This window comes from Paraburkholderia sp. MM5384-R2, from assembly GCF_014201025.1.
Lineage (GTDB): Bacteria > Pseudomonadota > Gammaproteobacteria > Burkholderiales > Burkholderiaceae > Paraburkholderia > Paraburkholderia tuberum.
The window spans coordinates 151,803-178,572 of record NZ_JACHDI010000019.1 but is presented as its reverse complement, the minus strand read 5'-3'; the positions used below and the strand labels follow the sequence as shown (position 1 = coordinate 178,572).

25 protein-coding genes and 3 pseudogenes are annotated in these 26,770 nt (G+C 61.4%); 9 read left to right on the top strand and 19 right to left on the bottom strand.

Annotated elements, in window-relative coordinates; genetic code table 11:
- On the top strand, positions 1-271 hold a 271-nt coding region (locus tag HDG37_RS26810; protein ID WP_184052666.1), incomplete at its 5' end, for a transposase.
- A gap of 331 nt (positions 272-602) precedes the next feature.
- Here HDG37_RS26810 and HDG37_RS26805 read toward each other — a convergent pair.
- The 3 genes and pseudogenes from HDG37_RS26805 to HDG37_RS26795 all read right to left on the bottom strand — a co-directional run.
- Positions 603-854, bottom strand: a pseudogene (locus tag HDG37_RS26805) (transposase); the annotation flags it as partial.
- A gap of 254 nt (positions 855-1,108) precedes the next feature.
- The gene (locus HDG37_RS26800; RefSeq protein ID WP_184052662.1) at positions 1,109-1,807 is read right to left on the bottom strand and encodes a GntR family transcriptional regulator; all 699 of its coding nucleotides are present in this window, start codon (positions 1,805-1,807) and stop codon (positions 1,109-1,111) included.
- Between the two features lie 125 nt (positions 1,808-1,932).
- A complete protein-coding gene (locus HDG37_RS26795; protein WP_184052703.1) occupies positions 1,933-2,097 on the bottom strand; it encodes a hypothetical protein in 165 nt (54 codons plus the stop codon).
- On the opposite strand from HDG37_RS26795, the gene HDG37_RS26790 reads away from it, so the two are divergent.
- Genes HDG37_RS26790 through HDG37_RS26775 form a run of 4 tightly spaced genes read left to right on the top strand, consistent with a single transcriptional unit; the run spans position 2,027 to position 6,286 of the window.
- Complete coding sequence (locus HDG37_RS26790; protein WP_184052660.1) at positions 2,027-3,322, top strand: MFS transporter; 1,296 nt, start codon at positions 2,027-2,029, stop codon at positions 3,320-3,322. The two genes, HDG37_RS26795 and HDG37_RS26790, sit on opposite strands and share 71 nt — an antisense overlap.
- Positions 3,323-3,365: 43 nt before the next feature.
- Positions 3,366-4,094: an aspartate/glutamate racemase family protein gene (locus tag HDG37_RS26785; RefSeq protein ID WP_184052658.1), complete on the top strand. Its 729-nt coding sequence runs from the start codon at positions 3,366-3,368 to the stop codon at positions 4,092-4,094.
- Positions 4,095-4,104: 10 nt separating this feature from the next.
- Positions 4,105-5,520 (top strand): dihydropyrimidinase, encoded by a 1,416-nt coding sequence (gene hydA, locus HDG37_RS26780; RefSeq protein ID WP_184052656.1) that lies wholly within the window; start codon positions 4,105-4,107, stop codon positions 5,518-5,520.
- Between the two features lie 13 nt (positions 5,521-5,533).
- A complete protein-coding gene (locus HDG37_RS26775) occupies positions 5,534-6,286 on the top strand; it encodes an aspartate/glutamate racemase family protein (RefSeq protein WP_184052654.1) in 753 nt (250 codons plus the stop codon).
- 552 nt (positions 6,287-6,838) lie between these two features.
- On the opposite strand, the gene HDG37_RS26770 is transcribed toward HDG37_RS26775, so the two are convergent.
- The 7 genes from HDG37_RS26770 to HDG37_RS26740 all read right to left on the bottom strand — a co-directional run bounded on the left by HDG37_RS26770 (position 6,839) and on the right by HDG37_RS26740 (position 15,044).
- On the bottom strand, positions 6,839-8,179 hold the full coding sequence (locus HDG37_RS26770) for a serine hydrolase (RefSeq protein WP_184052652.1): 1,341 nt from the start codon (positions 8,177-8,179) through the stop codon (positions 6,839-6,841).
- Positions 8,180-8,201: 22 nt separating this feature from the next.
- Entirely contained in the window at positions 8,202-8,567 is a 366-nt protein-coding gene (locus tag HDG37_RS26765; RefSeq protein ID WP_260335045.1) for a BON domain-containing protein, read from the bottom strand.
- A gap of 60 nt (positions 8,568-8,627) precedes the next feature.
- A complete protein-coding gene (locus tag HDG37_RS26760; protein ID WP_184052650.1) occupies positions 8,628-9,686 on the bottom strand; it encodes a porin in 1,059 nt (352 codons plus the stop codon).
- Positions 9,687-9,788: 102 nt separating this feature from the next.
- Positions 9,789-11,093: an MFS transporter gene (locus HDG37_RS26755; protein WP_184052648.1), complete on the bottom strand. Its 1,305-nt coding sequence runs from the start codon at positions 11,091-11,093 to the stop codon at positions 9,789-9,791.
- A 56-nt stretch (positions 11,094-11,149) separates the two neighbouring features.
- Entirely contained in the window at positions 11,150-12,247 is a 1,098-nt protein-coding gene (locus HDG37_RS26750; RefSeq protein ID WP_184052646.1) for a CaiB/BaiF CoA-transferase family protein, read from the bottom strand.
- Between the two features lie 50 nt (positions 12,248-12,297).
- Positions 12,298-13,479 (bottom strand): acyl-CoA dehydrogenase family protein, encoded by a 1,182-nt coding sequence (locus tag HDG37_RS26745; protein ID WP_184052644.1) that lies wholly within the window; start codon positions 13,477-13,479, stop codon positions 12,298-12,300.
- 11 nt (positions 13,480-13,490) lie between these two features.
- Complete coding sequence (locus HDG37_RS26740) at positions 13,491-15,044, bottom strand: AMP-binding protein (RefSeq protein ID WP_184052642.1); 1,554 nt, start codon at positions 15,042-15,044, stop codon at positions 13,491-13,493.
- Positions 15,045-15,143: 99 nt separating this feature from the next.
- Here HDG37_RS26740 and HDG37_RS26735 point away from each other — a divergent pair, with 99 nt between their 5' ends.
- From HDG37_RS26735 to HDG37_RS26725, 3 genes are all read left to right on the top strand, one after another.
- Positions 15,144-16,034, top strand: coding sequence for a LysR family transcriptional regulator (locus HDG37_RS26735; protein WP_184052640.1), 891 nt, complete (start codon positions 15,144-15,146; stop codon positions 16,032-16,034).
- Between the two features lie 635 nt (positions 16,035-16,669).
- Positions 16,670-16,933, top strand: a complete 264-nt coding sequence (locus HDG37_RS26730; RefSeq protein ID WP_184052638.1) for a hypothetical protein — start codon at positions 16,670-16,672, stop codon at positions 16,931-16,933.
- 288 nt (positions 16,934-17,221) lie between these two features.
- Complete coding sequence (locus HDG37_RS26725) at positions 17,222-17,416, top strand: hypothetical protein (protein WP_184052636.1); 195 nt, start codon at positions 17,222-17,224, stop codon at positions 17,414-17,416.
- Positions 17,417-17,591: 175 nt separating this feature from the next.
- Here the strand turns inward: HDG37_RS26725 and phbB are convergent, their stop codons facing one another.
- The 3 genes from phbB to HDG37_RS26710 all read right to left on the bottom strand — a co-directional run bounded on the left by phbB (position 17,592) and on the right by HDG37_RS26710 (position 19,484).
- Complete coding sequence (phbB, locus tag HDG37_RS26720; RefSeq protein WP_184052634.1) at positions 17,592-18,335, bottom strand: acetoacetyl-CoA reductase; 744 nt, start codon at positions 18,333-18,335, stop codon at positions 17,592-17,594.
- 146 nt (positions 18,336-18,481) lie between these two features.
- On the bottom strand, positions 18,482-19,027 hold the full coding sequence (locus HDG37_RS26715) for a phasin family protein (RefSeq protein WP_184052632.1): 546 nt from the start codon (positions 19,025-19,027) through the stop codon (positions 18,482-18,484).
- A 259-nt stretch (positions 19,028-19,286) separates the two neighbouring features.
- Positions 19,287-19,484 (bottom strand): hypothetical protein, encoded by a 198-nt coding sequence (locus HDG37_RS26710; RefSeq protein ID WP_133664542.1) that lies wholly within the window; start codon positions 19,482-19,484, stop codon positions 19,287-19,289.
- 800 nt (positions 19,485-20,284) lie between these two features.
- Between HDG37_RS26710 and HDG37_RS26705 the strand changes: the two are divergent.
- Positions 20,285-20,573 (top strand): annotated as a pseudogene (locus tag HDG37_RS26705) (DUF1330 domain-containing protein).
- 291 nt (positions 20,574-20,864) lie between these two features.
- On the opposite strand, the pseudogene HDG37_RS26700 reads toward HDG37_RS26705, so the two are convergent.
- From HDG37_RS26700 to HDG37_RS26675, 6 genes and pseudogenes are all read right to left on the bottom strand, one after another.
- Positions 20,865-21,041 (bottom strand): annotated as a pseudogene (locus tag HDG37_RS26700) (sigma factor); the annotation flags it as partial.
- 28 nt (positions 21,042-21,069) lie between these two features.
- Positions 21,070-21,213: a hypothetical protein gene (locus tag HDG37_RS26695; RefSeq protein WP_184052630.1), complete on the bottom strand. Its 144-nt coding sequence runs from the start codon at positions 21,211-21,213 to the stop codon at positions 21,070-21,072.
- Between the two features lie 751 nt (positions 21,214-21,964).
- Positions 21,965-22,291 (bottom strand): hypothetical protein, encoded by a 327-nt coding sequence (locus tag HDG37_RS26690; RefSeq protein ID WP_090812427.1) that lies wholly within the window; start codon positions 22,289-22,291, stop codon positions 21,965-21,967.
- Positions 22,292-22,904: 613 nt separating this feature from the next.
- A complete protein-coding gene (locus tag HDG37_RS26685) occupies positions 22,905-24,539 on the bottom strand; it encodes an FGGY-family carbohydrate kinase (RefSeq protein ID WP_184052628.1) in 1,635 nt (544 codons plus the stop codon).
- Positions 24,540-24,616: 77 nt separating this feature from the next.
- Positions 24,617-25,345: an SDR family oxidoreductase gene (locus HDG37_RS26680; protein WP_184052626.1), complete on the bottom strand. Its 729-nt coding sequence runs from the start codon at positions 25,343-25,345 to the stop codon at positions 24,617-24,619.
- Between the two features lie 136 nt (positions 25,346-25,481).
- Positions 25,482-26,765, bottom strand: coding sequence for a sugar ABC transporter permease (locus HDG37_RS26675; RefSeq protein WP_260335039.1), 1,284 nt, complete (start codon positions 26,763-26,765; stop codon positions 25,482-25,484).
- Positions 26,766-26,770: the final 5 nt, after the last annotated feature.

Sequence of the window (26,770 nt, the reverse complement as noted above, 5' to 3'; positions counted from 1 at the left end):
CGGCGGAAAGATCCAGCTGCTGGGAATCAGCAAGCGCGGCGATACCTATTTACGCACCCTGCTGATTCATGGAGCGCGCAGCGTCGTCAAAAACCGCAGACACTCTGACCCTTGGCTCGACCAAATCAGGCAGCGACGTCCGTTCAATGTTGTAGTGACTGCCTTGGCCAACAAGATGGCACGCACGATCTGGGCAGTTCTGGCACACGACCGGCCATATCAAAACGCGTTCAACAGTGTGAAACCAAACCCGAGCACGCCGCTTGTATGAAGCGGTTGCCATTTTTTAGGACCTTCAAAAGACTGCGCTGGAAATCGAGTGTGATGGCAAAACAGGTCGGACCCGGGACCCGCCAAACCTGAATGAAAGCAGGAGCGTCCAGCTCGCCGGTTCAATGAGGTGCGAGTCCGCGGCTTCCATACAGGCCCGCAGCAGACTCATGCTGCAACAAGGCCGGATATACAGCTGCATCCCATCCCTGTCTTGTTCATCTCCCTTGAAATCCCTTGCAGATGGGAGGCGTCCATATACGCTTTCATGAATCCGTACCGCTCTTCGGTGGAATGGATCCCGTCTCCCTCGCGAACCAGGCTGCCGCGTGAGAGAGTATGTCGCGCTCCATCTTCAGTTGCCGGACTTCGCGACGCAACCGTGTGAGCTCCTGCCGTTCGGCTGTGGTCAGACCGTCATGCCGCACACCTGTGTCGCGATCAGCCTGCGCCACCCAGTTGTAGATGGTCTGTGCAGTCGGCTCGAACTCCTTTTCCAGTTCCTCCGGCCTGCGTCCGGCCTTCACCAGCCCGACCATTTGCGCCCGAAATTCCGCCGGGTACGGGGTACGATGCTTGCCCATAATCGGCACCTCCTTCTCCAAAGGATAGATGTCCGTTTTTCTGGGTCAACTTCAGTACAGGAAACGGTTTGGCGATATAGCCGCCCGGATTACTGACGCGTCGTGCGCGCAAGGCAAGTGCATCGCTGCAAAAAAGGCGCGAACGCGTTATAGCAGAGTCGGCACGGCGCGCCGCTATACCTGCGCGGGTATCGCCGATGGTTTGATGTGGATCATGGACGAGGACCAATGCGAGTTTCGCAGACCTTCACTACCTAGTTCTCGCTCGTGGTCTCCAGCACTTTCATCACTTCCGCAGCCGTGTGTTCCGAATGTTCACGCAGTAACCGGGCGAGGCATGCTCCATCGCGCTTCGCCAGCGCGTCGAGTATTTCACTATGTTCGCCAAGAGACTCGGCCCAGCGGAGCACATCTGCATTGGCCGCGCCTCGCGCTCGATGGATCTTGCTCATCAACGCCGCGTACATATCGGACAGCACGGAGTTGCCGGCGACATCGACGATCTGCTGATGCACTTTTTGATTGGCGCGGTAGTAGGCCGTGCGCTTGCCCTCGCGATGATAGGCCTCCATGGTGCGATGGCGCTCCAAAAGGACCTTCAATTGCTTGTCGTCAATGCGCTGGGCAGCCAGCCGTCCGGCGGTTTCCTCCAGGCCATGCAGCACTTCGAAGATGGCCGCAATCTCATTCTTGTTGATCGGTGCGACCCGAAAACCCATGTGCTGCCGATGGGTCACATGCCCTTCGGTCACCAGCGTCTTGAGCGCCTCGCGCAGAGGCGTCCTTGAGATGTCGAACTGTTCGCACAGCGCTTTCTCGTCGATATGCGCGCCGGGCGCTAATTCCCCTTCGAGAATCATGTCGCGCAGTTGCTGCGCGATTGCCGCATACATACCCGTGCCGCGGAGGCTGATCCGCCTGCGAGCTTCAGCCGGTAGTGACTTCATGTCCATGTCGCCTGGTTCCGTTCCTGTCTTCCGTTTTTGCTTAATTGTCTTACACCTTCATCAGACTATCCACAAAAATAAAAAACGCGTAAAATCAAGGTGTTACGGCGCTTGTAATTCATAATTAGACATCATATACTGCGTTGGCGCACACAGCGCACCGGGCCGGGAACGGTCACGGACATGAAACCGAAGCCAATCAGGCGAATGGAGGAGACATAGATCATGCGAACCGTAAATGCGGCTGTGCGGACCGAGGCCCGGACCGGCGTGCGCTGGCGAATCTTTTTGATCATGTTGATGCTGATTTCGATCAACTATGTGGACCGGGCCTCGCTGTCCGTGGCCATGCCCCTCATCGCCACGGAGTTTCATATCGCCCCTGCCATGCAGGGACTCATTCTCAGCTCGTTCTTCTGGACCTATGCGTTGATGCAGATTCCGGGCGGCATGCTGGCTGACCGATTCAAGCCACGCATCGTGATCGCGTGCGCCACGTTGTTTTGGGGCTTTTTTCAGGGAATTGCCGCCACCTGCACGACGGCCACCGCGCTGATCCTCACCCGTCTCGGCCTTGGCGCCGCGGAAGCACCGATCTACCCCGCAGGCGGCAAGCTCAACGCGATGTGGATGACGCGGCACGAACGTGGCCGCGGCGCGACGCTGCTCGACGGTGGCGCGCCCCTCGGAGCGGCACTCGGTGCGGTGATCATCTCCGGCTTGATCAGCGAATTCGGATCGTGGCGCACGTCCTTCGTGGTGGCGGGTGCGGGCACCATGCTGGCCGGTCTGTTGGCCTGGTACTACATCCGTAACAACCCGCGCGAGCATCCAGCCGTCAATGAGGGCGAAGCCGACTATCTCGAAGCGGCGCTGCAAGAAGAGCACCGCAACGAGCCGGTTCATGCCAGCGGCCGCAGTTTGGACTTTTTCCGCTACCGCTCGGTGTGGGGCATGTTCTTCGGCTGGATGTGTTTCAACTCGGTGTTTTATGGCTTGCTCACCTGGATGCCGAACTATCTGAACAAGGTTCACGGCTTCAACATCCAGCAGATGGGCGGCGCCAGTTTCGCAATTTTCTTCAGCGGCTTCGTCGGTGAACTGATCGGTGGATGGATCGCCGACAAGTGGAAGGCGGCGGGCGGTTCGCCGAATCGCGTAATGCGTACGCTGTTCGGTATCGCCGCCGTGGCAGCCACTGTGTCGATCTTCTCGGTCGCTTACGTCGGCAACCCGGTGACGGTGGTGGTGTTGCTCGCCTCCACGTTGTTCTTCCTGCGCTGGTGCGGTCTCTACTGGTGTCTGCCTTCCATACTCGGTACCCGCAACAAGGTCGGCTTTCTCGGCGGTTTCATGAACCTCGGCGGAAATATCGGTGGGGTCCTCGTTCCGATCATCGTGGGCCTGATCGTGCAAATCACTGGATCTTATTTCCTGGCGCTGATGTTTTTCGCTGCCGCTGGCGTGGGACTCCTTGTCTGTTCGACGCTCATTGACTACGAACGCAAGCTGCCCGTCTGAGCCAGTCGCTCATTACCTTTACCAACGGATTGTTGATTTCATCATGAGCAAACGCGTCAAGCTCGGCATGCTTACCCCATCATCCAATACCGCGCTCGAGCCGATCACGAGCGCGATGGTGGCCCAATTGACCGGTGTCAGTGCCCATTTCTCGCGTTTCAGAGTCACCGAAATCTCGCTGTCCGATCGGGCACTCGGGCAGTTCGATACGAACAATATCATTCAGGCCGCGCGGCTACTGGCCGACGCCAACGTCGATGTGATCGCATGGAATGGCACTTCATCCGGCTGGCTCGGTTTCGAGTCCGACCACCAACTGTGCCGTGAGATCGAAGAGGCGACGGGTATCCGCGCCACCACATCGGTGCTTGCATTGAACGAAATCCTGGCGGCGACCGGTGTGAAGAAATTCGGTCTGGTGACTCCGTACCTCAAGGAGGTGCAGCAGAAGATCGTCGCCAACTACCGCGACAACGGCATCGACTGCTCTTCTGAAAACCATCTCGGCCTGAAAGTGAATTTCCAGTTTTCCGAAGTGACCGAAGAGACGCTACGCGCGCAAATTCGCGCGGTCGCAATGCAGCGCCCGGAAGCGATCGTCACCTTCTGCACCAACCTGCATGCCGCCCATCTGGCCTCGGAGGTGGAGCAGCATCACGGCATCCCGCTCTACGACACGATCTCCACCGTGGTGTGGAAGTCGCTGAAGCTTGCCGGCTACGACACGAGCCGGCTCGCGAGCTGGGGCCGCCTGTTTTCCGAAGTTGAGTGAAGGACCAGTCATGACAACTGTATACGACCTCGTAATCCGCAACGCCGACGTGGTCACCGCGTCCGAGCGCTTCAACTGCGATATCGGCGTGAAGGACGGCATCATCGTCGCGCTGGGCCGGGATCTCGACGCCGGCAGGCGCGAGCTCGACGCCGCTGGCCTGCTGGCATTGCCAGGCGGTATCGACGCGCACTGCCATCTGGATCAACCCATGCCGGACGGGTTGAAGATGGCCGATGACTTCCTGAGCGGCACACGCGCCGCCGTGTGCGGCGGCACAACGACGGTGATCCCGTTCGCCGCGCAGGCAAAGGGGCAATCGCTCAAAGCCGCAGTGGCCGACTACCATCGCCGCGCCGACGGTCGCGCAGTCACCGACTACGCATTCCATCTGATCGTCTCCGATCCGACGCCGGAGGTGCTTGAACGCGAGTTGCCAGAACTGATCGCGGCCGGTTACACATCGTTCAAGATCTACATGACTTACGACGACCTTAAGCTCAGCGACCGCGAGATCCTCGAAGTGATGGATGTTGCACGCCGCAACCAGGCACTCGTGATGGTGCATGCCGAGAACTCGGACTGCATCGCGTGGCTGACCGACAAGCTCACTGAAGCCGGCAATCACGCGCCAAAATATCACGCCTTATCGCGGCCGGCAGTGGTCGAACGAGAGGCCACGCACCGCGCGATTGCCTTTTCAGAACTCGTCGACGTGCCGATCCTGATCGTCCATGTGTCGGGCCAGGATGCGATCGAGCAGATCGAATGGGCGCAGCAACGCGGTCTCAACATCTACGCCGAGACCTGTCCGCAGTACCTGTATCTGACCGAGGAAGACCTCGGCCATGATGACGGCTATCATGGCGCCAAGTGCGTCTGCAGTCCGCCGCCGCGCGATATGTCTAGCCAGAAAGCGGTGTGGAGCGCGCTCAAGCGTGGCGTATTCAGCGTGTTCTCGTCCGATCATGCGCCGTTCTCATTCGACGATCCGCAAGGCAAAAAGCCAGGCGGTGAAGAGGTGTCGTTCGAGCACATCCCGAACGGCATCCCCGGCATCGAGACCCGGCTGGCGCTGCTGTTCGATGGCGTGAACAACGGCAAGCTGTCGCTGCACAAGTTCGTCGAACTGACCTCGCTGAATCCTGCGAAACTGTATGGCCTTTATCCGCGCAAGGGGACGATCGCGGTTGGCGCGGACGCCGACATCGTTCTATGGGACCCGCTCCGGCAAGTGGTCATCGCGAACGACGCGCTCCATCACAACGTGGACTACACCCCGTACGAGGGACGTACCGTTCAAGGTTGGCCGAAGTACTGCCTGTCGCGCGGCGAACTGCTGGTGGAAGGCGGCCGCTATCTCGAGCCGGAGGCGGGCCGGGGCCGGTTTCTCGCTGCTGGTAAACCGCAGTACGTCGACCTCTGATATTGGGAAAAGTATGAAGATCCTGGTCATCAATCCCAACATCTCCGAAAGCGTCTCGACGCTAATTCAGGCAGAGGCCCAACGCAGCGCTTCGCCCGGCACCGAAATCGCGGTCGCGACCGCGCCGTTCGGCGTGGCGTACATTGAGACTCGCTTCGAAGCGCTGGTCGGCGCGTACGCCACCGCGTGCGTCGCGGCCGAGCGCCATGGTACCTACGATGGTGTCGTGGTCGCCGCGTTCGGCGATCCGGGTTTGCAGGGCATCAAGGAGGTAATCGACGTGCCAGTGGTCGGACTGACCGAGTCGTCGCTCATGACCGCGGCGACGCTCGGGCAGCGCTTTTCGATCATCGCGATCTCGCCGAGAATCAAGGCGTGGTACCGCGAGACTGTCGAACGCAGTCATCTGGCGAGCCGGCTCGCCAGCATCCGCGCGCTCGACGAACCATTGCGCGATATCGGCAGCGTGCAGCAGGAGTACGCAGCGAGACTAAAGGTGCTGTGCAACCAGGTAGTCGACGATGACGGGGCCGACGTCATCATCATCGCCGGCGCTCCTTTAGCAGGGCTCGCACGTGAGATAAGTAGCGAACTGCCGGTGCCGGTGGTCGATGGCGTGTCGAGTGCGATCACCCAGCTTGAGGGCCTTATCCGGCTGAGCCCGAAAAAAGCGACGAAAGGCAGTTTCACCCAGCCGCCCGTTAAGCCGAACCGGGGCCTGCCCGAACCGCTTGAACGGCTGCTGAACAGTGGGCCGATGGGCTAATCCGGTGCGTCCAAACGGTTTGTTCGCGACACTTTTGAACGAGGGCACAGCGCGAACACCATCCTGTGACTCATAGACGATCGTACCGTGCAGTTTCTGACCTAAAACCTGATGTCGCCGCCAAAGGCGACCGTTTGCTACTGAAGCACGCAGTGCGAGGGGAGCGGCCGCTCAAGCCAAACAACGGCCATACGCGACGGTCCGTCTCAACGGCTGCTCAGGGTCGGGAGTACGCACTGCCGACTGGCCGCTTCCGGGCAGCGGAATTCCTCTGGCCGCTTTCCAGCGATGAGTTTGAAGAGCGGACTGACGCAGCCCGACCCGGAGCCGCCCGTCGCACCCTGACGGCGAATGTCCCCTGAGCACCCACAAATCGGACGGTCGCAGACGAAGGCTAGCTGTCCGCTGGGCGATTAGCACTTAAACAGCCCGTACGGTCGCACCTAACCATTACGTCGGCCGGCACATTGTGTCTCGGCGCGGCCGCGACGTCGCTCGACCGATAACCGGGCGGCGCGTCGCGCCACCGCTCCCCGCTCGCACTGCAATGCGTTATCTGATCGCGGCACTGATGGCGCGTGCGACCTGGTTAAGCGCAGCGGCAGTATCGAGCGACGCTCGTGGGATCGAGCGCCCCGCTGCTGCACTGGTCGGTCGCGCGGCCTGATCAGGCGATGACGAGAACTTGACGATGGTGAGCTTCGTCTTCGGATCGACCAGGATCGATTGCCCGAACCGGCCGCCGGCCGCGAACGAGCCGTGCCCATCGTTCACCTGATACCAGTAGTCCCGATATGAGTAGCCCGGGCGGCCGGACGCAAGATTGCCCTTCGCGAAGGCACCGGCGTTATCCGCAGGCCTCAATGTGATGTGAGCGGTAGAAGCCGGGAGCAAAGTCGTCCGTCCCGCTTCGCCCAACCGCACTAACTCACCGAAACGTGCGGCGTCGCGAAGCGTCGTGTTGAAGCCACCGCTTGCCATCTCGGTACCTAAACGATCGACCACGACGTCGCCGTCGTCTTCGGCGATCTTCTGCCACATCGTGCGGGAGACCAGTTCGCTCCACGACAGCCCAGATACGCGCCGTATCGCCCATGCGACAGCTTCGGGCGAGCCATTCTGGTAGAACCACACGTTTCCCGCCGTGGCGCCGGGCGTGGGGCGTGCCACTTTCAGGAAGTCGTAGATGCTGTCCGGGGCGCCGCTGCGGCGCGGAGTGATGCCCACTGCGCCGAAGAGTCCCAGATCCGGTGGAAGATCGGCCGGGTAGCTGACCGGCACCTCCATATCCAGATTTTGCTGGATCGTCGCGTCGCCGAACGGCGTGCCCGCCAGTTCGGGAACGTACGTCGAGAGTGTCGCTTGTGGGTCCAGTCGGCCTTCGTCGATCAGTTGCGCGGCGACGAGCCCAGTCACGGATTTCGTCATCGATGCCCACGCGTGCGTCTGCCGGGGCGTAAAGGAATTGAAGTAGCGCTCAAGCACCACCTTGCCGTCGTGAACGACGATGAAACCGTCGGTATAGGTGCGTCGCAGATAATCGGTCAGGGTTAGCGTCGTTCCGTCGACAGTGAACTGCACCTTGTCGGGGTCGAGCGCGGCACCGGCAGGTAGTGGCAACGGCGTGTGCGCGTGCTCGACATTTGCAGTAGGGGTCATCAGACGGGTATTGCGGAGCGCCCAGGCAAGGTTCGGGTAGCGCAGCGAGTTGGCCTTGGTCACAAGCTTGTCCGCAGGCGGAGGAAAGCCCTGCATGATGCCGAGTTCGACGGGGTCGCGAGACACCCCGACCTCCTGAGCATGCGTGGCCAGCGGCAGCAGTGCGCCAATGACAAGCGCCACGGCGGTCGCGACAGGGCCAGTGGTGAGGTCACGATTTCGAGTGTTTTTCATGTTTTTTCCCGGAAGGCAGGCATTACAGAGATGGCCCGGACAGGTGGATAAAATTCTCCACGCTTGAGACGCCGACGACCTGCTTTGCCGCTTCGACGGCCAGTGGAATCTGCTCGTTATCCGACACCGAGCCGGAAAGCGTGACGTGGCCGCTTTGTGCCTTCACGAAGATGCGTGCGGCGTTGAGCCCTCGAGTGCGAGCTAGTGCAGTCGATACCCGGCGGGCGAGCTTCCTGTCCGCGGCCTTCGTTGCCTTGACGGACGTCGCGTCAGAGGCGGTGGTGGCGCCGCCCGCGGATGCGGCCCCGGACTGGGCAAATGCGCCGGCGGACGCGCCGATAAGCGCAGCCATGAGCAGAGCACGGGGAATTCGAATACGGATCGTCATGCGATTTCTTCAAGAAAGTGAATGGGTGGGATCGGCCAGGCGTAGGCTGGCACCTCCCTTCTAGAAACGTGTCATGAGACCGAGTGATACGCCGGTCATCGTATGGCCACCGGGATTCAGGCCGAGTGCCGTGATGTTGGCGGGATCGTAACGATAGGCGCCCGAAAATCCGTTCCGATCGAACTCCGCGTAGAGTTCGGTCTGCTTCGACAGAAAATACTCGGCAATTGCAAACGTTGTGACCTTATGGCCGCTGGCCGACGCGACATTGCCAAGATTACTGGCAATATCATCAATGAAAGCCGCCGTGAACTGTAACGCTGGCGTGACCGACCAGACGACTCCACCGCCCGGAATTCTGTCGCGACGCCGGGGTGCAGTGGGCTTAGCGCCAGTAACGGTGAGATCGGCATAGTTCAGGTAAAGGCGCGCTGGTCCGATCTGGAGCGTACCGCCAGTCTGGAACGTCTGCGCCCATTGTGTTGCCGTCGCGTTCCACGTCTTTTGATACGACACGCCGCCGAGCGCCGGCCCCCACTGATACAAGGCCGCGCCCGAGAAGTTCGTCGCCGCGCGGGAATTGCCTGCGACGCCGCCGGGAGAATAGCTCGCGGCCAGGCGAAAGCCGCCTACCTGTCCGATATATTTGACAGTGTTATTGAAACGCGAGTCCAGTGTGAAATAGTTAGCGCTATATACCACGCCTGGTTCGATCGCAATGGACTGTCCGCGCCCACCCGCCGGATCGATGAGAATGCCAAGGTCTTCGTTTGCGTTCAGTTGCCGGCCAAAGGTCAGGCGGCCAAAATTGCCAGTCAAACCGACGAACGCAGCCTGCGAAAACAAGGTGCCCGAGGTCTTCACCGCGCCGGTACCGCTGTTGAACGCGCCCTCCAGCTTGAAGATGGCCTTCAGGCCGCCACCCAGCTCTTCTTTGCCAGTGAAACCGAACTGGTTGCCGGCAATGATATTGTTGTTGTAACCGACCACGCTACCGCCCTTGGCGCCGTTCGTCCAGCGAAGACCGCCGCCGACATTGCCATACAACGTCACGCTTGACTGCGCACAGGCCACTTCCGAGAGCAGGCTTATCAGCGTCGCACCAAGAACCTTCTTCATACGTCTCCTTTGATTTCTATTGGTATTATTATGGATAACTAATTTATGGCGTCCGTCCAGACATGTCGCGGAACGCCCTCAAAGACGGTGATGCGCAGTGTTTCAGCCAGGATCGGCGACGCTATGCGGCGCCGGGGCGCCGGGCACGCCACCGGCGAGGCGCCGTTGCGAACGCTGCGGATCGAGGCAGAATGCGCAAAGCAGGCCACATCCCAGCAGTACCACGCCGCAGGCGACGCACGCCTGCTCGAAGCCGCGCGCGGTGGACCGGCCGGCGCCGTCGATCAGCAGCCCGGTGACGATCGGCGCGGCGAGTCCGGCGAGCGATGAAAATCCGTTGCTCAATGCGAGGACGCCGCCCCGTTGCGAATCGGGGGTGACTTCGCCCAACATGGCAGGCCCGATCGAATACATGGCAAGCGTCATGCCACTGCCGAGCGTCAGCAGGACGAACTTCACCATGGGCGAGACGCCTGGCCACGCAAGCAACGCGATCAGTGCGCCCGCCACGATCAGCGTCACGGCTAGTAAGCCGCCGCGCCCGACTTTCGACGGCACCCCGTTCGCCAACAGGCGCTGCGACAGCCAGGCAAGCCCGAGGCTAAGGGGCGCCGTAATGGCGACGAATAACGCAAACATTCTGCCCGCGACATGCGGTTCATAACCCATTCCCAGTTGCAGCCAGGTTGGCGTCCAGGTGAGTGTCATGGCAAGAATCCAGTTGGCGGCGAAGTGCCCGGCAAAAACGCCCAGTACGGTCCGATCGGTCAGCAGCAGAGCGTACGGGACGCGCGCCGTGCGACCCGAACGCACGGGGCTCGACAAACGACCTTCTGCGCCGAACACAAGCCACGCGATGCACCAGAGGCAGCCCAGCGCGGAAAGCACGAGAAAGTTTGCCCGCCAGCCCCAGTGTGCGGTGATGGCCGGAATGCTCAGCCCGGCGACCAGCAGACCGAGCGCGCTCCCCTGATGCAGCACGGCGACAGGCAGGTTGCGCCTTGCGTCCGGAAACCACTTGTAAAGCGCATGCACCGCAACCGGCGAGGTCGGTCCTTCGCCGGCGCCGAGCAGCACACGGCACGCGATGATGCTCCAGATCGAACTGGCGACCAGCATCGGCAATTGCAGCAGGGCCCATGAGCCAGCCATCAGCAGCAACAGCCATTTTGTCGAAGCACGATTCGCCGCGAGGCCGCCCAGCACAGCGGAAATCGAAAACAACCAGTTGAGGCTCCCGCCAATCAGCCCGAACTGCGTGGGTGAGAGGTGAAGCTCGCGCATCATCGGGATGGATACGAGGCCGAGAACGACCTTGTCCAGAAAGTTCACCAGCATCATCAGCGCAAGCATGATCGCGATAAACCACGCCCGTGCCGGCCGGTACCGGTTGTGTTCACTTGTCATTCGGTTTGTCTCCGTTATGGTGGGGACGTCTTTTGCGTCCTCGCTAGTAAGCTGCCTCAGCTGTAGTGCTCGCCGAGCGATGGAACGGCGTCATCGCCGTCGGGCAGGCCTGCTGAAAACTTCACGGGAAAGCGCACCGACATGGTTGCGCCGTTAGCGAGTTCACGGACCATGCCGCGTTCACGCACGTGCGGATCGTCAAACAGCTCATGCGCATCGAGCAGCGGCGACACCGGCAGATCGAAAGACGCGAGCATGTCGAGCCATTCGGCAAGTGTGCGCTGCAAGAACATCTGCGTGAGCAGCGAGTTGACCTCGCGCTTGAACTGCCGCCTGCCGAGGCGCGACGCGAAGCGATCGTCAGTCAACGCGGGATAGTCGGCCCCGAGCGCTTCGCACAGGTTCAACCAGAACTTGTTCTCCAGAATCCCCAACGCAAGATGCCGGCCGTCTCGCGTCGCGAAAAGATCGTTCTCGGGCATGACGTTGGGCGATGCCAGCGGGCGGTCCGCATACTCCCGCGAGGTCCACGCGGCCGATGCAGTCCACGCCAACACACAGTCGTGAATCGATACGTCAAGATGCTGGCCGCGACCGTTCTGACGCGCGCTCATAACAGCAACCGCCAGCGCGAGCGCGGCGTGACTCGACGCGGCGTAGTCCGCAAGCCGCACACGTGGGCGCGTGACCCGGTCGTCGACCTGAACCGGAATCGACCAGAAACCGCCGAGCGCCAAGTAATTGAGATCGTGGCCAGGCCGGGCCGCGTACGGGCCGGTCTGCCCGAATCCGGAAATCGAACACATCACGATGCGCGGATTCACTTCGGCGAGCGTCGAATAGTCGAGTCCAAGCCGTTTCATGATGCCTGGCCGGAAACCTTCGACCACCGCATCCGCGTCACGCACCAGTTCGAGCATCGCAGCCTGTCCCGCGGAACTTTTCAAGTCGAGCGCGATGGACCGTTTGCCCCGGTTGACCTGGGCGAATATCTCGCGTCCGAGTTGGCGCGCCGGATCGCCGGTGCCGGGCGGCTCGACCTTGACCACGTCCGCCCCCAGATGCATTAGCATCGACGTGGCGTGTGGCCCGGGCAGCAGTTGACTCAAATCGACAATCTTGACGCCGTTCAGGCAGGACCATTCCGGTTTCATCGGTACCTCTTCAAGGTATGCGGCAGCCGTGTGCGTGCTGCATTCTTCTTTTATGCCGGCGAGCCGGCCGGGTCGAGAATGACGCGGGCGATTGTATTGCGCTGGATCTCGCTCGTGCCCGTGAAGATGCGGAACATTCGCAGTTTCCGGAACGTCTGCTCGATCGGGTGATGGCGCGTCACGCCGACGTTGCCGTGAATCTGCACGGCCTTGTCCGCGACTTCGAAGCAACGCTCCGACACGAACAGCTTGCAGGCCGCGGCCTTCATCCGCAGATCGGCACCGGCGTCCGCGAGCGCTGCTGTCTGCGCGATCATGCTTTCGCATGCCCACAGCGCGGCGGCCATGTCGGCGAGCATGTGCTGGATTGCCTGAAAGCGCGCGATCGGGCCGCCGAACTGCCGGCGCGTACGCGCATAGTCGAGCGACGCTTCGTAGGCCGCCGTGGCGAGGCCGAGCATCGTCGGGCAATGCAGCAGGCGGTTCACGTTGATACGCGACATGCCGAGCTTGAAGCCATTGCCCTCTCCGCCGAACACGTTTGCGCGAGGCACGCGCACGTCGACGAAGCGGATGTCCGCGTCGATGTGCTGTCCAGACATCGGCACATATTGCTGTTCGACCGTCACGCCGGGCCGGTCGAGATCGACGAGCACCGCGGTAATGGCAGGTGGCGTGGTGCTGGCATCGGTTACGCACATGACAATCGCGAAATCGGCAAACGGCGCGCCGCTGATGTAGTGCTTGACGCCGTTGATCACGAGGTCGTCGCCGTCCACCACGGCCGAGGTGGTGATGCTCTGCGCATCCGAGCCCGAGTGGGGTTCGGTCAGCGCGAAGCAGGTCGATTTCTCCCCACGGACCACCGGTTCGAAATAGCGCACGAGCTGATCCGGCGTCGCGTACTTGAGCATATTGCCGACGCGCGGCGGACCGCCCAGGTCGCCGAGCACGTGAGGCGCGAGCGCGGATCCGGAGGCGGCCAGATCTGCCTTGAGTGCGCACTGTTCAATGATCGACAGCCCCCGGCCGCCGAGCTTGACGGGCAGACATGCCGCGTAGAAGCCGAGCTGCGCGGAGCGGCGCCAGACACGGCGTAGCGTGTCGCGCGGCCAGATGTCTTCGCTGCCGATGCCGAGTTCCTGCTCCAGCGGCAACAATTCTTCCGCGATGAAACGGCGAATGCCCTCACGCGTTTCAACGAATACCGGATTGCTCAGGTGATCGAACATGGTTGTCCCCTTCAGTTGACACGACGCGAGATGCCTTGCCAGTACTGCTCGCGAACCAGCTTGCGGGCGACCTTGCCGCTCGCGTTCTTGGGCAGATCGGCGACGAAGCTCACCGTGCGAGGGAGCTTGTAGTCAGCAAGGCGGGCGCGGCAATGCGCGATGATTTCTTCGGCAGACGTATTGCGTCCGGACTTCAGCACGACGACTGCCTTGACACTTTCGCCCCACTTCTCGTCGGGCACGCCGACCACGCATACTTCCATCACATCGGAATGCTGATACAGCGAGGCTTCGATTTCGGTGGGATACACGTTGAAGCCGCCGGAAATGATCATGTCTTTCTGGCGATCGACGAGGTAGATAAAGCCCGCTTCGTCGAGGCGCGCGAGATCGCCGGTGCGCAGCCAGCCGTCCACGAGCACTTCGCGCGTGAGTTCCGGCTCGCCCCAGTAGCCTTGGAACACATCGGCGCCGCGAATGATGACCTCACCGATCGCATCGCCCATGACCTCGCAGCCGTGTTCGTCAACCACCAGGACTTCAGTCTCGCCGGCCGGCCGGCCGCACGATGCCAGCCTTTCGGGACGGTACGCGATTGCGTCGGCATGATCGGCGATGCTCAGGCGCGTGACGCCCGAGGTCGACTCGCTCGCGCCGTAACCTTGCGACAGCACCGGCCCAATCCGCGTCCATGCTTCCTCGATGCGCGCGGGCGCCATTGGCGCGGCGCCGTAGCCGAGCATCTTCAGGCTCTTGAGATTGGCGGTGTCCAGCGCAGCGTCGTTGAGCAGCATGTTGATCATCGCGGGCACCATGAACACGTGCGTAATGCGCAGTCGTTCGATTTCCGAAAGAAAGTGCGCTGGCTCGAACGTGTCGAACAGCACGAGTGTGGCGCCCGAATAGAGGTACGGCTGCATCAACATGCCCGACGCGTGCGTGACTGGTCCGATGAGCGCCAGGCGGTCGCCGGGTTTCGCGGGACGGTCCATGCCCAACAGGATTTTGCGCAGCGACGCGAGGCGATTGCCGTAGGTCTGCATAGCCGCTTTGATCTTGCCGGTCGAACCGGACGAGAAGTGCAGCACGGCGAGGTCGTCGGACGACAGCGTGACATCGGGCAGGTTCGCGCTGGCCCGCGAAATCAGTGTTTCGTAGTCGGCATAGCCGTTCGCCGCTTCGCCAAGAGAAATGAATGTTTCGACTGAACCGAAACCTGGCGAGCTGCGATCGTAAGTCGTGTATCCCGCTCCCGCGATCATCACGCGCGGTGCGCAATTCTCGACCACGTCGGCGGCTTCGTGCGCCGTGAAGCGCGGATTCAACGCGGCCTTGACGAGCCCCGCCTTATAAAGCGCGCATTCGATCTCCACCAGTTCCGTGCAGTTGCGGGCCTGAACCGCGACCCGGTCGCCTTTCGTCAGTCCAAGACCGAGTAATGCATTCGCGAGCCGGCTTGAGCGTTCGTCGAGTTGGCGGTACGTCAGCTCGCGCTCGCGATGCATGACCGCTACGGTGTCGCCCCAATAACGCGCGGCGCGGCGCAGAAAATAAGCAAAGCCCAATCGGTGTCTCCCGTTATCGATCTGGCTCTTAGTCTGTAAGATGCAGGGGATCACCACAATGACGCGTTGGCTATAAAGTCATAGCCGTTAGGAATGACAATGGAGACACGGGACCTAGAATATCTGCTTGCCGTCGAGAAGCACGGGGGCATTGGCCGTGCCGCCGAGGCACTAGGCATGAGCCAGCCGGCTTTGACCAAGGCGATTCAACGCGTGGAGGCGCAGGTTGGCCTGGGACTGTTCGAGCGCACGGCCAGCGGTATCGTGCCGACCCAGGCAGGGGCGCTGTTCATCGTACGTGCGCAGCGCATTGCGCTCGAATACGAAGACGCGCTGAAGGAAATGCATGCGATCCGGAGCGGCGAACAGGGCGTGCTTCGCATCGGTTATTCGCCAACGGTGCCAAACGCGCTGGTACTGGGCGCGTGCCGGCAGTTGTTGAACGAACGCCCGGCCGCGCGTCTGCGACTGCGGCGCCGGCTCGCGCGCGATCTGGTCGACCTCCTCATGGCGGGCGAACTCGATCTGGTCGTGGCGCCCGAGCCGACTCGCAGCGTAGGCGACGTGACCTTCGTCGAGCTCTTTCGCGACTCGCTCTCTGTGCTAGCCGATGAGGCGCATGCACTACATCGCAAGCGCAATCTACGGCTAGCGGATCTGGCAGGTCAGGAATGGTTGCTGCCCGGACCGAACATTCTGCTGCGGCAGCAGGTCGACGCGGCCTTCGAGCGGCAGGGGCTCGGGCCGCCGAAGCTTCGCGTGGAAACCGATTTCGGTAGCACCTCGCTACTACATCTGCTGCGCGGCACGACGATGCTCTGCATAGCAGGCACCGAATCGTTCGAGAGTCTCGAGGGGCTGCGCGCGCTCAATCTCGACATGGACGAACTCGACTTGCGTCGACGTATTGGCGTAGTGTTCCGGACCGGGGCTTACCTCTCTCCGCTTGCCCAACGCATGGTGGCACTGCTACAGGAGCGGAGCAGCTGAACCGGCTAGAGGCGTACATGTCATATTAAAACGGGCGAAGTTGCAGTGTTTTTGTGCCATCGTCCGCTCCCTGGACAAGAACGGACCGCCAAACGCGCTTACCCAACGGCAGAAATTGGCCGGGTTGGGGCAGTGCCACCGGTAATTCGCTCGCCGGAGACCGGCCATTGAGCAAGGGCGAACGAGCCCTTCGTTATTCAGATTGGATGGTGACCTCGACCGGCTGCTTGTGGCCGATAGGACCTGTTCGATGAGCGTTCTAAAGAGCCGACGTTGGAATCCTGAACGGCGGCTTTCCGGCGACTTGTGTGAACGCGTACTACCGGCCAGGAACGGCCCGTCACGATCTGTTCGCGAACGTCAACTCATGAGGGGCGAGCGGCCCTTCGACGCGGCGATGCCTCGACAACGCTCGCCAGTGACGTCGATCATTTGCCGTAGCGGTATTGAGGGCATAATGTCATCCGTGCGGCCCACCAGCCCCGACTTTGAAAGAAAGGTCAATATGGCGGCCCCTGAAAAAATTGCTCAACACTTTCCGCGAACCCTCCGTTACGGAAGGGAGAAGGGACCCGCACGTCGAAGAATTGATCTCGTAGAGTGCGAGACAGCGGGGTCGCAATTCAAATAGACAGATGAAAAGAATCTATACGTACAGGGGCTTCGAGATCGCGGTGGAGCTTGAACCAGTGTGGAAAGCGTCTGGCAACGTTACATTGCTGCCACCGCGTGGTTTTATCACCGTCGTGCAGATCAAAATGATTGGCGCTAGTCGACCGACGGTTGCGCCGATACGCCTGATAGCAGACAATCATCGGCCCTTCGCGACGGAAGCCGAGACGCTCATGGCAGGGTTCAGCGCCAGACAGCGGGTCGTAGACGACACGCTTGCCCCGTGAAACGTACTTCATCGCGATGATTGAACGTTGGACGAAGGCAACGTCGGCGGTGGGTTGGGGTACCGCTTACTTTCGGTCATGCATGGTGGTATCACGCGGCGCAGGGTGAAGCCGATCCAGTCTTGCCAGTAGTGCCGAACCCTGTTCCACAACGCGACGAGGCACATCAGGAAGCGCCAGTACCGTGCGAATGCGCGTTCGCCAATATTCCACGTGCATCACGGCACTTGAATGTTCTGTCCGGTGGCTGACACCTAGGTGTTCCAACTGGGAAATCACGGCCTCGATATGATCCAATTCCTGCTGCGCATGGTCGTGCCAAGACATAGCCACCTCGCCCAGAAGGCTCACCTTCTCGCTTCATCGCTCGCCACATTGTCAATGTCGGGTCCGGGTCCAGCGGCACCAGTCGTGGTGGTCCAGGTTCCGAAGGAGCTGTCGTCGACGGTGCTCGCGCCGATAGTGGCCGGCCACGAGCACTGATGCGATCATCAGCACAATCGAGCCCATCACAATGCCTACCCACGAGTCGCTCATTTCGCTCTCCTGCGCGGTTGCCGTTACCGACTCAGGCGATCCACCGGAACCCGTCCATCCGGGCCGCAGGCTTCCATCGCCATCCCTGTTGTGCAGCGAACCGGCTGCAAGCCTGGTTGTTTCACTGCAGGTGCTGGCCGCCATTGATCGCGATGTTGGCTCCGGTCACGAAAGCCGCCTCACGCGAGCACAGGTACAGAACAAGCGCGGCCACTTCCTCGGGCTGCCCGAGGCGGCCGACCGGAATCTGCGGAATGATCTTGCTGTCCAGAATGTCCTGGGGCACCGCCGTGACCATCTTCGTGGCGATATAGCCGGGCGAGATCGTGTTGACGGTGACACCTTTCTTCGCCACTTCGAGCGCCAGTGACTTCGTGAAGCCATGCATGCCGGCTTTGGCGGCCGCATAGTTCGTCTGACCGAAACCGCCCTTGCGGCCAATGATCGACGCCACGTTGATGATGCGGCCCCAGCCCCGTTCAACCATGCTGTCGCACCACGGCTTCGTCATGTTGAACACCGAGTCGAGGTTGGTGCGGATCACTGCATCCCAATTGATCTTGTCCAGCTTTTTAAAGCCCGCATCCCGTGTGATGCCGGCGTTATTGATCAGGATGTCGACCGGACCGACCTCGGCGTGGATCTGCTCCGCGCATCGCTGGCACGAGTCGTAGTCGGCGACGTCGACCCCATACGCCCCGAATCGCCGCCCGTCGGCTTCCATCCGGGCCAGCCACCGGTCCGCGCCGGTATTCCGCGGCGAGCAGGTGACCACGACGGTATAGCCAGCGTCGTGCAGTTTGATGCTGATCGCTTCACCGAGTCCGCCCATTCCGCCCGTGACCAAGGCAACCTGTTTCATCATCTCACTTGTCTCCGGTAAAGGGAGGGCGATCCTCGCTCATACAGAACAGCGATGCTCGCCCGATGACCATCCAGATGCGCCAACATCAACAGGGTTCCCTTGTGTGACGCAACTGGCCGATGCAGGCGTCCGGGCCGCCTGGACAATTACCGCTCGGCAGTGCGCCGGGCAGTCTTCGATGCAGCCGTCGCGACGGCGTCAAGGTTGCTTTCGGCGACCTGCACCGCTTGCTGACTGGTTTTCTGCAGGGTCTCGACCAGCGTACTGGTGGCGGTGATCGCCGACTTCCACGCTGCAATGGCGGCTTCGGAACCCGCAGGCGCGCTTTTGGCGACCTCTTCGACGAGCGTTTGCGTCCGGCGGTTGTACGCTTCATATTGCGTCTGCGCGAGCTGTGTGAATTCGGACTGGGTGGCCGACACGATCTCGAACAGCTGACGGCCGTACGACTGCACTTTTTCTGCCGTCGGTGCAGCGAAAGTGGTTTGCAGCGCGAGCCACTCTTGCGGTTCCTTAGTGGAGCACGCTTTCAGCGCGTTCTCCTGAGTTTCCGCCAGCGTCGACCGGATCGTTTTCAGATTCAGTTCGGCCAGCCTTTCCATCCCCGCCACAACATTGCTGGCCAGGCCGTAAGCGGCGTCGAGGTTAGCCTTCTGTGCTGTTACAAATTGTTCCGGGGTCAATAGATTCATTGCGAAACTCCAGGGAAGTCGACCCGGCACCTTTCCGTTCAACCGGATGGCAATGGGGGCGCGCTGCGGTCGTGTGGATGGACTGGCGGGAAAGCACGTGTGCAATGCGAACTGCGCATCGCACGCGCCAGGATGATTAATAGTAGTCCTAATTGCGTTCTTGATTCACTTATCCCAATGATAAGGAACTGCATTGCTTGCCCGGCGGACGCGAGTGCTGCGTTTTATGGGGCGGACAATGATCCGCTGACGAATGTCATCAGCCGAACCGCGTGACAGCCTTGAGTACGGAAACGCCGTCGCTGGTTATATGGGGGCGTTGCTGGCCGGATGGGAGGGTTTCCAATGCGACGAGTTGGTGTTCGAGCAAAATATCCAGATCTGAACGATCCAGCCCGAGTTGACCGGGAGCGTCCTTGACCAGCATCAAGGTTGCGAACTCATGAGGACTAAGCATCTTTGTCTCCTGTTGATAGGTGTCAATTTGCTGGAAAGCTCAACCGATCTCGCGTGACGACCGTGACCGCGTCTCGCGAAATGTGACTTTACGCAAGATTCACGCTAACCGGATGCCGACTGCGCGCCCGGGAGGTCATCTTAATGTGTCCCCATCCGCGCGATCAATATGTGGGAATTAACTTTTTTCTTACGATTGCATTCGAACGGTGGGCGGCCACCTGCACGCATGTAGGCGTGCGCCCCGTCATTAAAGGCGCTTGAAGATTTTCAGACGCACGGTCCGCCACCTTGTCGCACGGTCGTTCACGAGGGTAAACGACAACTCAGCTCGCCTGACAACAGTAGGCACCCGAAATCTGAAGTGCAACATCCTTCCCGCATAAAGTGTACGTCCCTGTCGAGGCGCTTCCACATTTCATGGGCAGTTGCTGCAGCGCCTCAGGCGTCACCAGTCGCCTGTCTGGAGCATCCAGGCTAACGTCGTGATTGCGACCGGAGGCATGCGCGGATAGGCTCGATCGACAAACCCGGCGTCGACTGCCAGGTCCCATGTTGTGCCGAAAGCCGCCATCCATTGGCTCAAGCTTAATGGCGCTTGTGGGTCGATATGCGTCCGACGCGCGGAGGGAGATTGGCTTCCCTCTCTTGATCGCCTCGCGAATGGTTGTTTGCGAGCATCAGGGGGTTCTCTCGCCGACGCGACGAGTCGACATTTGTGCCGATGCTGCGTATCGATGTCCAGATGCGGTTCCATGGCATCATCAAGTGCACCTTCACACCACCGCAGGAGCGTACGCCATGGCGACTTATATCGTCTCCACAAAGGAAAGCACGCAGGATCAGGGTGAGCCTCGACACCTATCAAAGCAAGGTGGGCGAGACCTTTAGAGGTCATCCCGTCAAGATTCTCGCTGCCTACGGACCTCAGCAGATCCTTGAGGGCGACGCGCCAGAGGGCGTCGTGATCGTGGAGTTTCCGTCGACGGCGGCGGCGCGCGCGTGGTACGACAGCCCGGCGTATCAGGAGATCGCGCAGCACCGGTTCAAGGGCGCGCGCTATCGCGCCGTTCTCGTTGAAGGCGTGTGACGAAAGGCGGCGACGATCGGGCACGTGGAGATCAGCGGGCCTTCACCTATGACTGACGCTGCAGGAGAGCGTCTGTGTTCTGTCGCCAGTACACATCGCGCTTGCCTGTGCGAGGCGTCTGAAGGTCCAGTGCGGCTCGGGGCGTCTTCGGCCACCTACGGTCGTTCGCCCTTGCGCTTAGATGGTCATTCAACCGGCTGCTCTACTCAAGAAGCGGCCCGAAAGCCAGATTCGTCCCAGAAGAAGATGTCGGCATTTTCCTCACGAGCCTGTCAGACAATGTGTCGCAGGGATCGTCAGCAGCCACGCACGCAGATTGCAGTTGGGCCAAAAGCCTTTCCAGCGCGCGAGCGCCCGCTCGGCCGTATCGTGAACCAGATGGTCAGCCCGGACTGAGTCGCCCGTCAGCGCACGCGCATAGCGCCGTGGCTGCGGGAGCCGCGATATCACTTCCGCTTCGAAGTTCACGCGGCGCTGACGGCCGCGCGAGCGCGCATCAATAGCCGCTGCTGCTGCTGGTGCCGCTGCTGCTGCCCGACGAGCTCGTGTCGCCCGTGGACTGGCACGCGGCCAACGACAACGATGCGACTCCTAGCGCGATGATCACGAATACGGCCGATAGCAGTCTTGATACTTTCATGTAGAACTCTCCTGCACGGCCAACGCGACTGACTTGTCGCGCGGCCACGCGTTGAGCCGGCGAGTCGCGGATCGCTCGCGGCAAGTGCCGCGACGCCGGTGAACTTTTACAAAAAGGACAGACAAACCCCCTGCAAAACGGGGACGCAAGCGCTGTGCGCGGCCGACGATTCCGTTTCGCGGCTTCGCGGTCTTGCACGCGACGCCTAATCTACAAACGCCCACGGCGCGGCATTATTCCACCGCATTGATTATTTGTGACACGTATCGCCTCGGGACGATGCACGCTCGACACGGCACGGATTTTGCGCAAGCTCCGCGACCGTTGGCTGGCATAGCCCCGCATCGCTAGAAAGGTGTTCGCGCGTTGCCGACGATACCTTGTTCGTGAAGCGCGGCGGATGTCTGAAGCCCCAGGAAGCGGCCGATGGTATCGCAGTATCGCAACCCCATGACCGGCTGATGCGGGTCGTTCAGCGCCCGTCGACGGCGGTAGTGTGGAAGCTGAGACTGCGGCACGGCCATTGGAGCACGGACGTTCATTCCTTGTGGCGCCACCGGAGGGCATCAGGCTTCGAAAGCCTATACGCAAGTAAGGCATTCCTGCTCGCACCAGCCAAACGTCGCGATCGGCATCGTGTTCGACGCGGGGAAGAACTGCGTGAAATATTGGCGGCGGGGCCGATCAGCGTGAATGTCCCCGCCGCAGGTCGCTCACGCACGCGGCGACCGCTCACATGACGTGAATGAGATTAATGTAGCTGTTTCTTTAGATCGCTCAGTTCGGCGTGAACCGAACTGACTGCTTTCCTGATCCTGGCATTGACATTCGCAGCGCGTTTGCACGCTTTTTCCGCGCTGTCGCCGATCCGCTCAAGATCGTCCACCCATTGGCGCATGCGATCCTGATCGTTCGAAGCCATCACTTTCTTTGCCGACGCGGATTGTTGATCTAGCTCATCAACGCACTCGATGAGGTCCTTGGGGAGGGTGGAGTCGGCATGACAGGTTTGCGAAGCCTGTTCGATGGATTGCTGTAGATGCGTGAAACGCTTCTGGATTTCGCTGGCTTGCATCATGGTGACACTCCTTTGTGAAAGCGTGTCCGAAACTCTAAAACGAGGCTGGCGCGATTGCGGTTTACCACCCTGGCGCCTATGTTGCCACCCCCGTGCGCTTGCGCCGGCCGTCATCGTGCAGCGTCGGTGCTCCGGAGCCGATCGAAGGGTGGCATGACTTTGAGTATAGGCGTTGCCACTGCTCGCGCAGGCACGGCGCCGAACGTCCGCTCCAGCCAACGATCTGACGACCGACCCCACGTGTTATTTAAGTGGCCGTAGCACCTTGCGAGCGGCCGTTGAGTTCAGGTGGGGTCGAAGGGCGGCTGTGGGTCATAAGTATGCGTTCGCCGATGTGAGAGTCGTCGCTCCGGAGCCGGCTCGGGCGAACGGCCGGTTAGTACCGTGCAGCCGCCCGCTGAGGGTCGGTAGCTGAGCGTCTGCAATGGCCTATCAATTCCCGTAGCCGCGATGTCGTCCAATGCTCGCTGATCGGCCACAGCGGTCGTTGGCCCCTCAAGCTATCAGCGGCTGGTGGGGTCGTCAGCTGACAATGGTCGGCCGGTCGGGTGACCAACAGCGCTTCGCACGACGCATCGGCAATGCCGATCAACGCGCCATCTTCGCCGCATGATCACCGGATTTCTCTGGCCACGCTCTGCAACTTCATGAACGCGCGAAACCGCGCGTCGTGCAGCGCCGCGATGTCGCCGCCAGCCGGCACGTAAGTCTTGCTAATCCGCGACATGCCGACCATCGCTGAGCGCACATCGTCGAAGAGGTTACCGGCCACACTGCCCAGCATCGCGGCGCCCAGCAGCACCGGTTCTTCTGCCTCCGTCGCGAGCATGGTCTTACCCGTTGCGTCCGCGAGCGATTGCCGGACAAGATCAAGTCGCCCTGCGCCGCCGCTGACTATTACGCGCTCGATCGGCGCACCGGCCGCCGCCTGAGTTTCGATGATCTGGCGAAGCCCGTATCCGATGCTGCAAATACCCGCGACATAGAGCGCGACCAGGCTCTGCAGGTCGACTTCCATACCGAGCCCTGCGATCACCGCTCTTGCGTGTGGATCGGCCAGCGGCGCGCGATTGCCCAAAAATTCCGGGACGACATGCAAGCCCCTGGCCAGCAACACCGCGTCCGACAGATCATGCGACGCCTGCACCGCGAGACCCGCCAGCATGACTGGCACGGATTGGCCCGCGTGTTCTGCGCGAGTTTTGGCGTCCGGGGCCGCAGGATGCATTGAGACGAGCCGGTCGATCGCCGCGCCGGCCACCGATTGGCCGCCTTCGTTCAGCCAGACCTCCGGCACCATCGCTGAAAAATACGGTCCCCAGACGCCGGGAACAAACACCGGCGATTGGGTCGTAGTCATCGTGCACGATGAGGTGCCGAAGACATACGCGAGGCAGGACTCCGGCTCGCCGTCGGCGCCGACCGTGCCGATCCCACCCGCATGTGCATCAATCACCCCCGCCGCCACCGGCGTGCCAGGGTGCAGTCCGAGTTCTGCGGCGGCGCGTTCGGTCAGCCCGTTTCCTAGCGGCGTACCCGCATCGACGACGCTTTGTCCGATTCGGGCAAACGCCTCGTCCGCGAGCACGCCGAGGCCTACCGTGCGAAAATAGGTCTCATCCCAACGGTGCTCGTGCGCGAGGTAGGTCCATTTGCAGGTGACCGTGCAGGTCGATCTGGACAGATCGCCGGTCGCGCGCCAGGTGAGGAAGTCGGTCAGATCGAAGAACTGCCACGCTGCCTCGAACACACGCTGGCGGTGCTCGAGCAGCCACAGCAGCTTCGGCGTTTCCATCTCCGGGGAAATCTTGCCGCCGACGAATTTCAGCACCGCGTGATTCGTGGCGTTGATGCGATCGGCCTGCTGCACGGCGCGATGGTCCATCCAGACGATGATGTCGCGATCGGCCTTCTCCGTAGGACCCACCGGCAACGGCTGCCCGCCCTCGCCCAGCACGACCAGCGAGCAGGTCGCGTCGAAGCCGACGCCCGCGATCAGGTCGGGCGAGACCGCCGCCTCCGATAGCGCGTGCTGCACGGCATCGCAGACGGCGTTCCATATCTCGCCGCTCGACTGCTCGACGATCGAGCCGCTCGACTGATAAAGGCTGATGTCGCGCTTGGCCGAGGCCCTCATCCGCCCTTTGGGATCGAAAATCCCGGCCCGGGCGCTGCCGGTGCCCACGTCCACGCCGATCACATAGCGCGGGCCGGGATTCGCGCCGGAGGCTGGATTTGCCGGTGTCATGGCTTGCTGCCTGTCATATCGGATTCGTTTCGGTTCGTTCTATAACGGGCTGCATCCAGTCCGTGTTTGTTACCCGTTCAAAGATCGACGCTATTTGGAAGGATCACGAGATCGCGAATCGTCACGTTGCGCGATCTCGTCAGCATGAAGAGCACGGCTTCGGCGACCTCGTCGGGTTGCATCAGGCTGCCCGACGCCAGTGCCTCGTCCATCTTCGCCTTCGGCCAGTCGTCGAGCAACGCGGTGACCACCGGTCCCGGCAGCACCGCGCCGACACGCACGCCATGTCTGGCGACCTGGCGGCGCGTCGTGTGAACGAAGGCCTGCACTGCGAACTTCGACGCCGTGTAGATCGGCTCCCAGACGACCGGCACCATCCCGGCAATCGAACTGGTGAAAAGAATGTCGCCGGATTTCTGCGCGATCATGTGCGGCAGCACGGCATGCACCGACCGGAACGCGGCATTGATGTTCAGATTCAACATCCGGTCCCATTCGTCCGGATTGCCGTCGACGATCTCGCCGCCGATATACGCACCGGCATTCGCGTGAAAGATATCGAGGCCGCCAGCCAGGTCGACGATCTCGGGCAGCATCGCCGACACCTCCGACGGCTTGAGCAGATCCACGACCAGCGGCAACGCGTTCGGACCCAGTTCACCACAGAGTTGTTCGAGCCGGTCCTTCGCGCGGTCCACCAGCACGACCTTCGCGCCCGCCCCGATCAGCGCGCGCGCACACGCGAGGCCGATACCCGATGCCGCGCCCGTGATGGCGGCAACCTTTCCTTTCACCGATTCAGTCATGTGCTCCTCTCGTGTGCCGAGCGAGTTAGCGCATTAGCGCACTGCCCTTGTCCATGCAAATTCTTTACGGTCTATCGCAGTCAGCATCCTGGCGCGCGCTCCGGTCCCCTGCAAAACGTCAGCGATAGCGCTGAAATCACGCGCGTCCGTGCGAGACGCGGGATTGCCGGGCGAGCGAATCGACAATCACCGCGATCGCCAGCACCGCGCCGGTGATCATGAAGCGCAGCGACGACGACAGGTTCAGCAGCGTCAGACCGCTGGCAATCGACTGGATCACAATGATGCCGAGCACTGCCGAATACGCACTACCTCGTCCGCCGAACAGACTGGTGCCGCCGATCACGGCCGCGGCGATCGCGTTCAGATTCACGTCGCCGGTGCCGGCCTGCTGGCTCGCCGATGCGAGACGCGCCGCCGTCAGTACGCCGCCTAGCGCGGCGAGACTTGCGCACAGCACGAACGCGCTGGTGTAGATCGCGTTGACGTTGATGCCGGCTCGCCGCGCAGCTTCGTGATTACCGCCGACGGCGCTCATCGAGCGGCCCCAGCGCGTTCTCGTCAGCGCGTAGTCCATCGCGATCGCGAGGCCGAGAAAGATGCCGAACATCAACGGCACGCCACGCCCCTGATTCAGGTAGGTCACCACGACCTCCAGCAACACGGTGATCGCAATGCATCGGACGAGCAGGCTGCCGATCGACTGCGCAGAGAGCCTCGACGCATGGCGGCGCTGGCGCGTGCGCAGTCCGACCACCAGCATGACGACGCCCGGCACCAGTGCGAGCAGATGCGACACGATCGTGGGGATGACGATCAATTGCCCCAGGTTCACCATCGCCGAACCGTAAGGCAAATTGATCGAACCAGCCGCACCGAGCACGTAAAGCTGCATGCCGAGTATCGCGAGCAGACCAGCCAGCGTCGCGACAAAGCTCGGCATCCCGAGCCGGTTCAGCAGCAACGCATACACGGCACCCACTACCGCGCCGACAACGATGGCCGCGATGATCGCGAGCAACACCGGCCACCCATGGTTGACCCAGAGCAACCCGACAAGCGCCGACGCGAACCCGCTCATCGAACCGACCGACAGGTCGATCTGGCCCACCATCAGCACGCACACAATGCCGAGCGAGATCACCCCGACCGTCGAGCAGTCGAACAGCAGGTTCACCAGATTGCTGGCCGACAGAAACACGGGATTCAGGCTGGTGAAGACGGTCCAGATGATGATCAGGCCCGCGATGACCGGCAGCGATCCCAGATCGCCCGACTTCACCCGTTCGACAAACGCGGAAACCGTGCCCCCGACGCCGGTCGCGTGCTTGACCCGGACGTCGCTGCGATCGAGCAGTGTCGATGGCTGCGGCGTGTCCCGCGATTCAGCCGGCGGAGTGCCTCGCATATCGTTTCCCATGACGA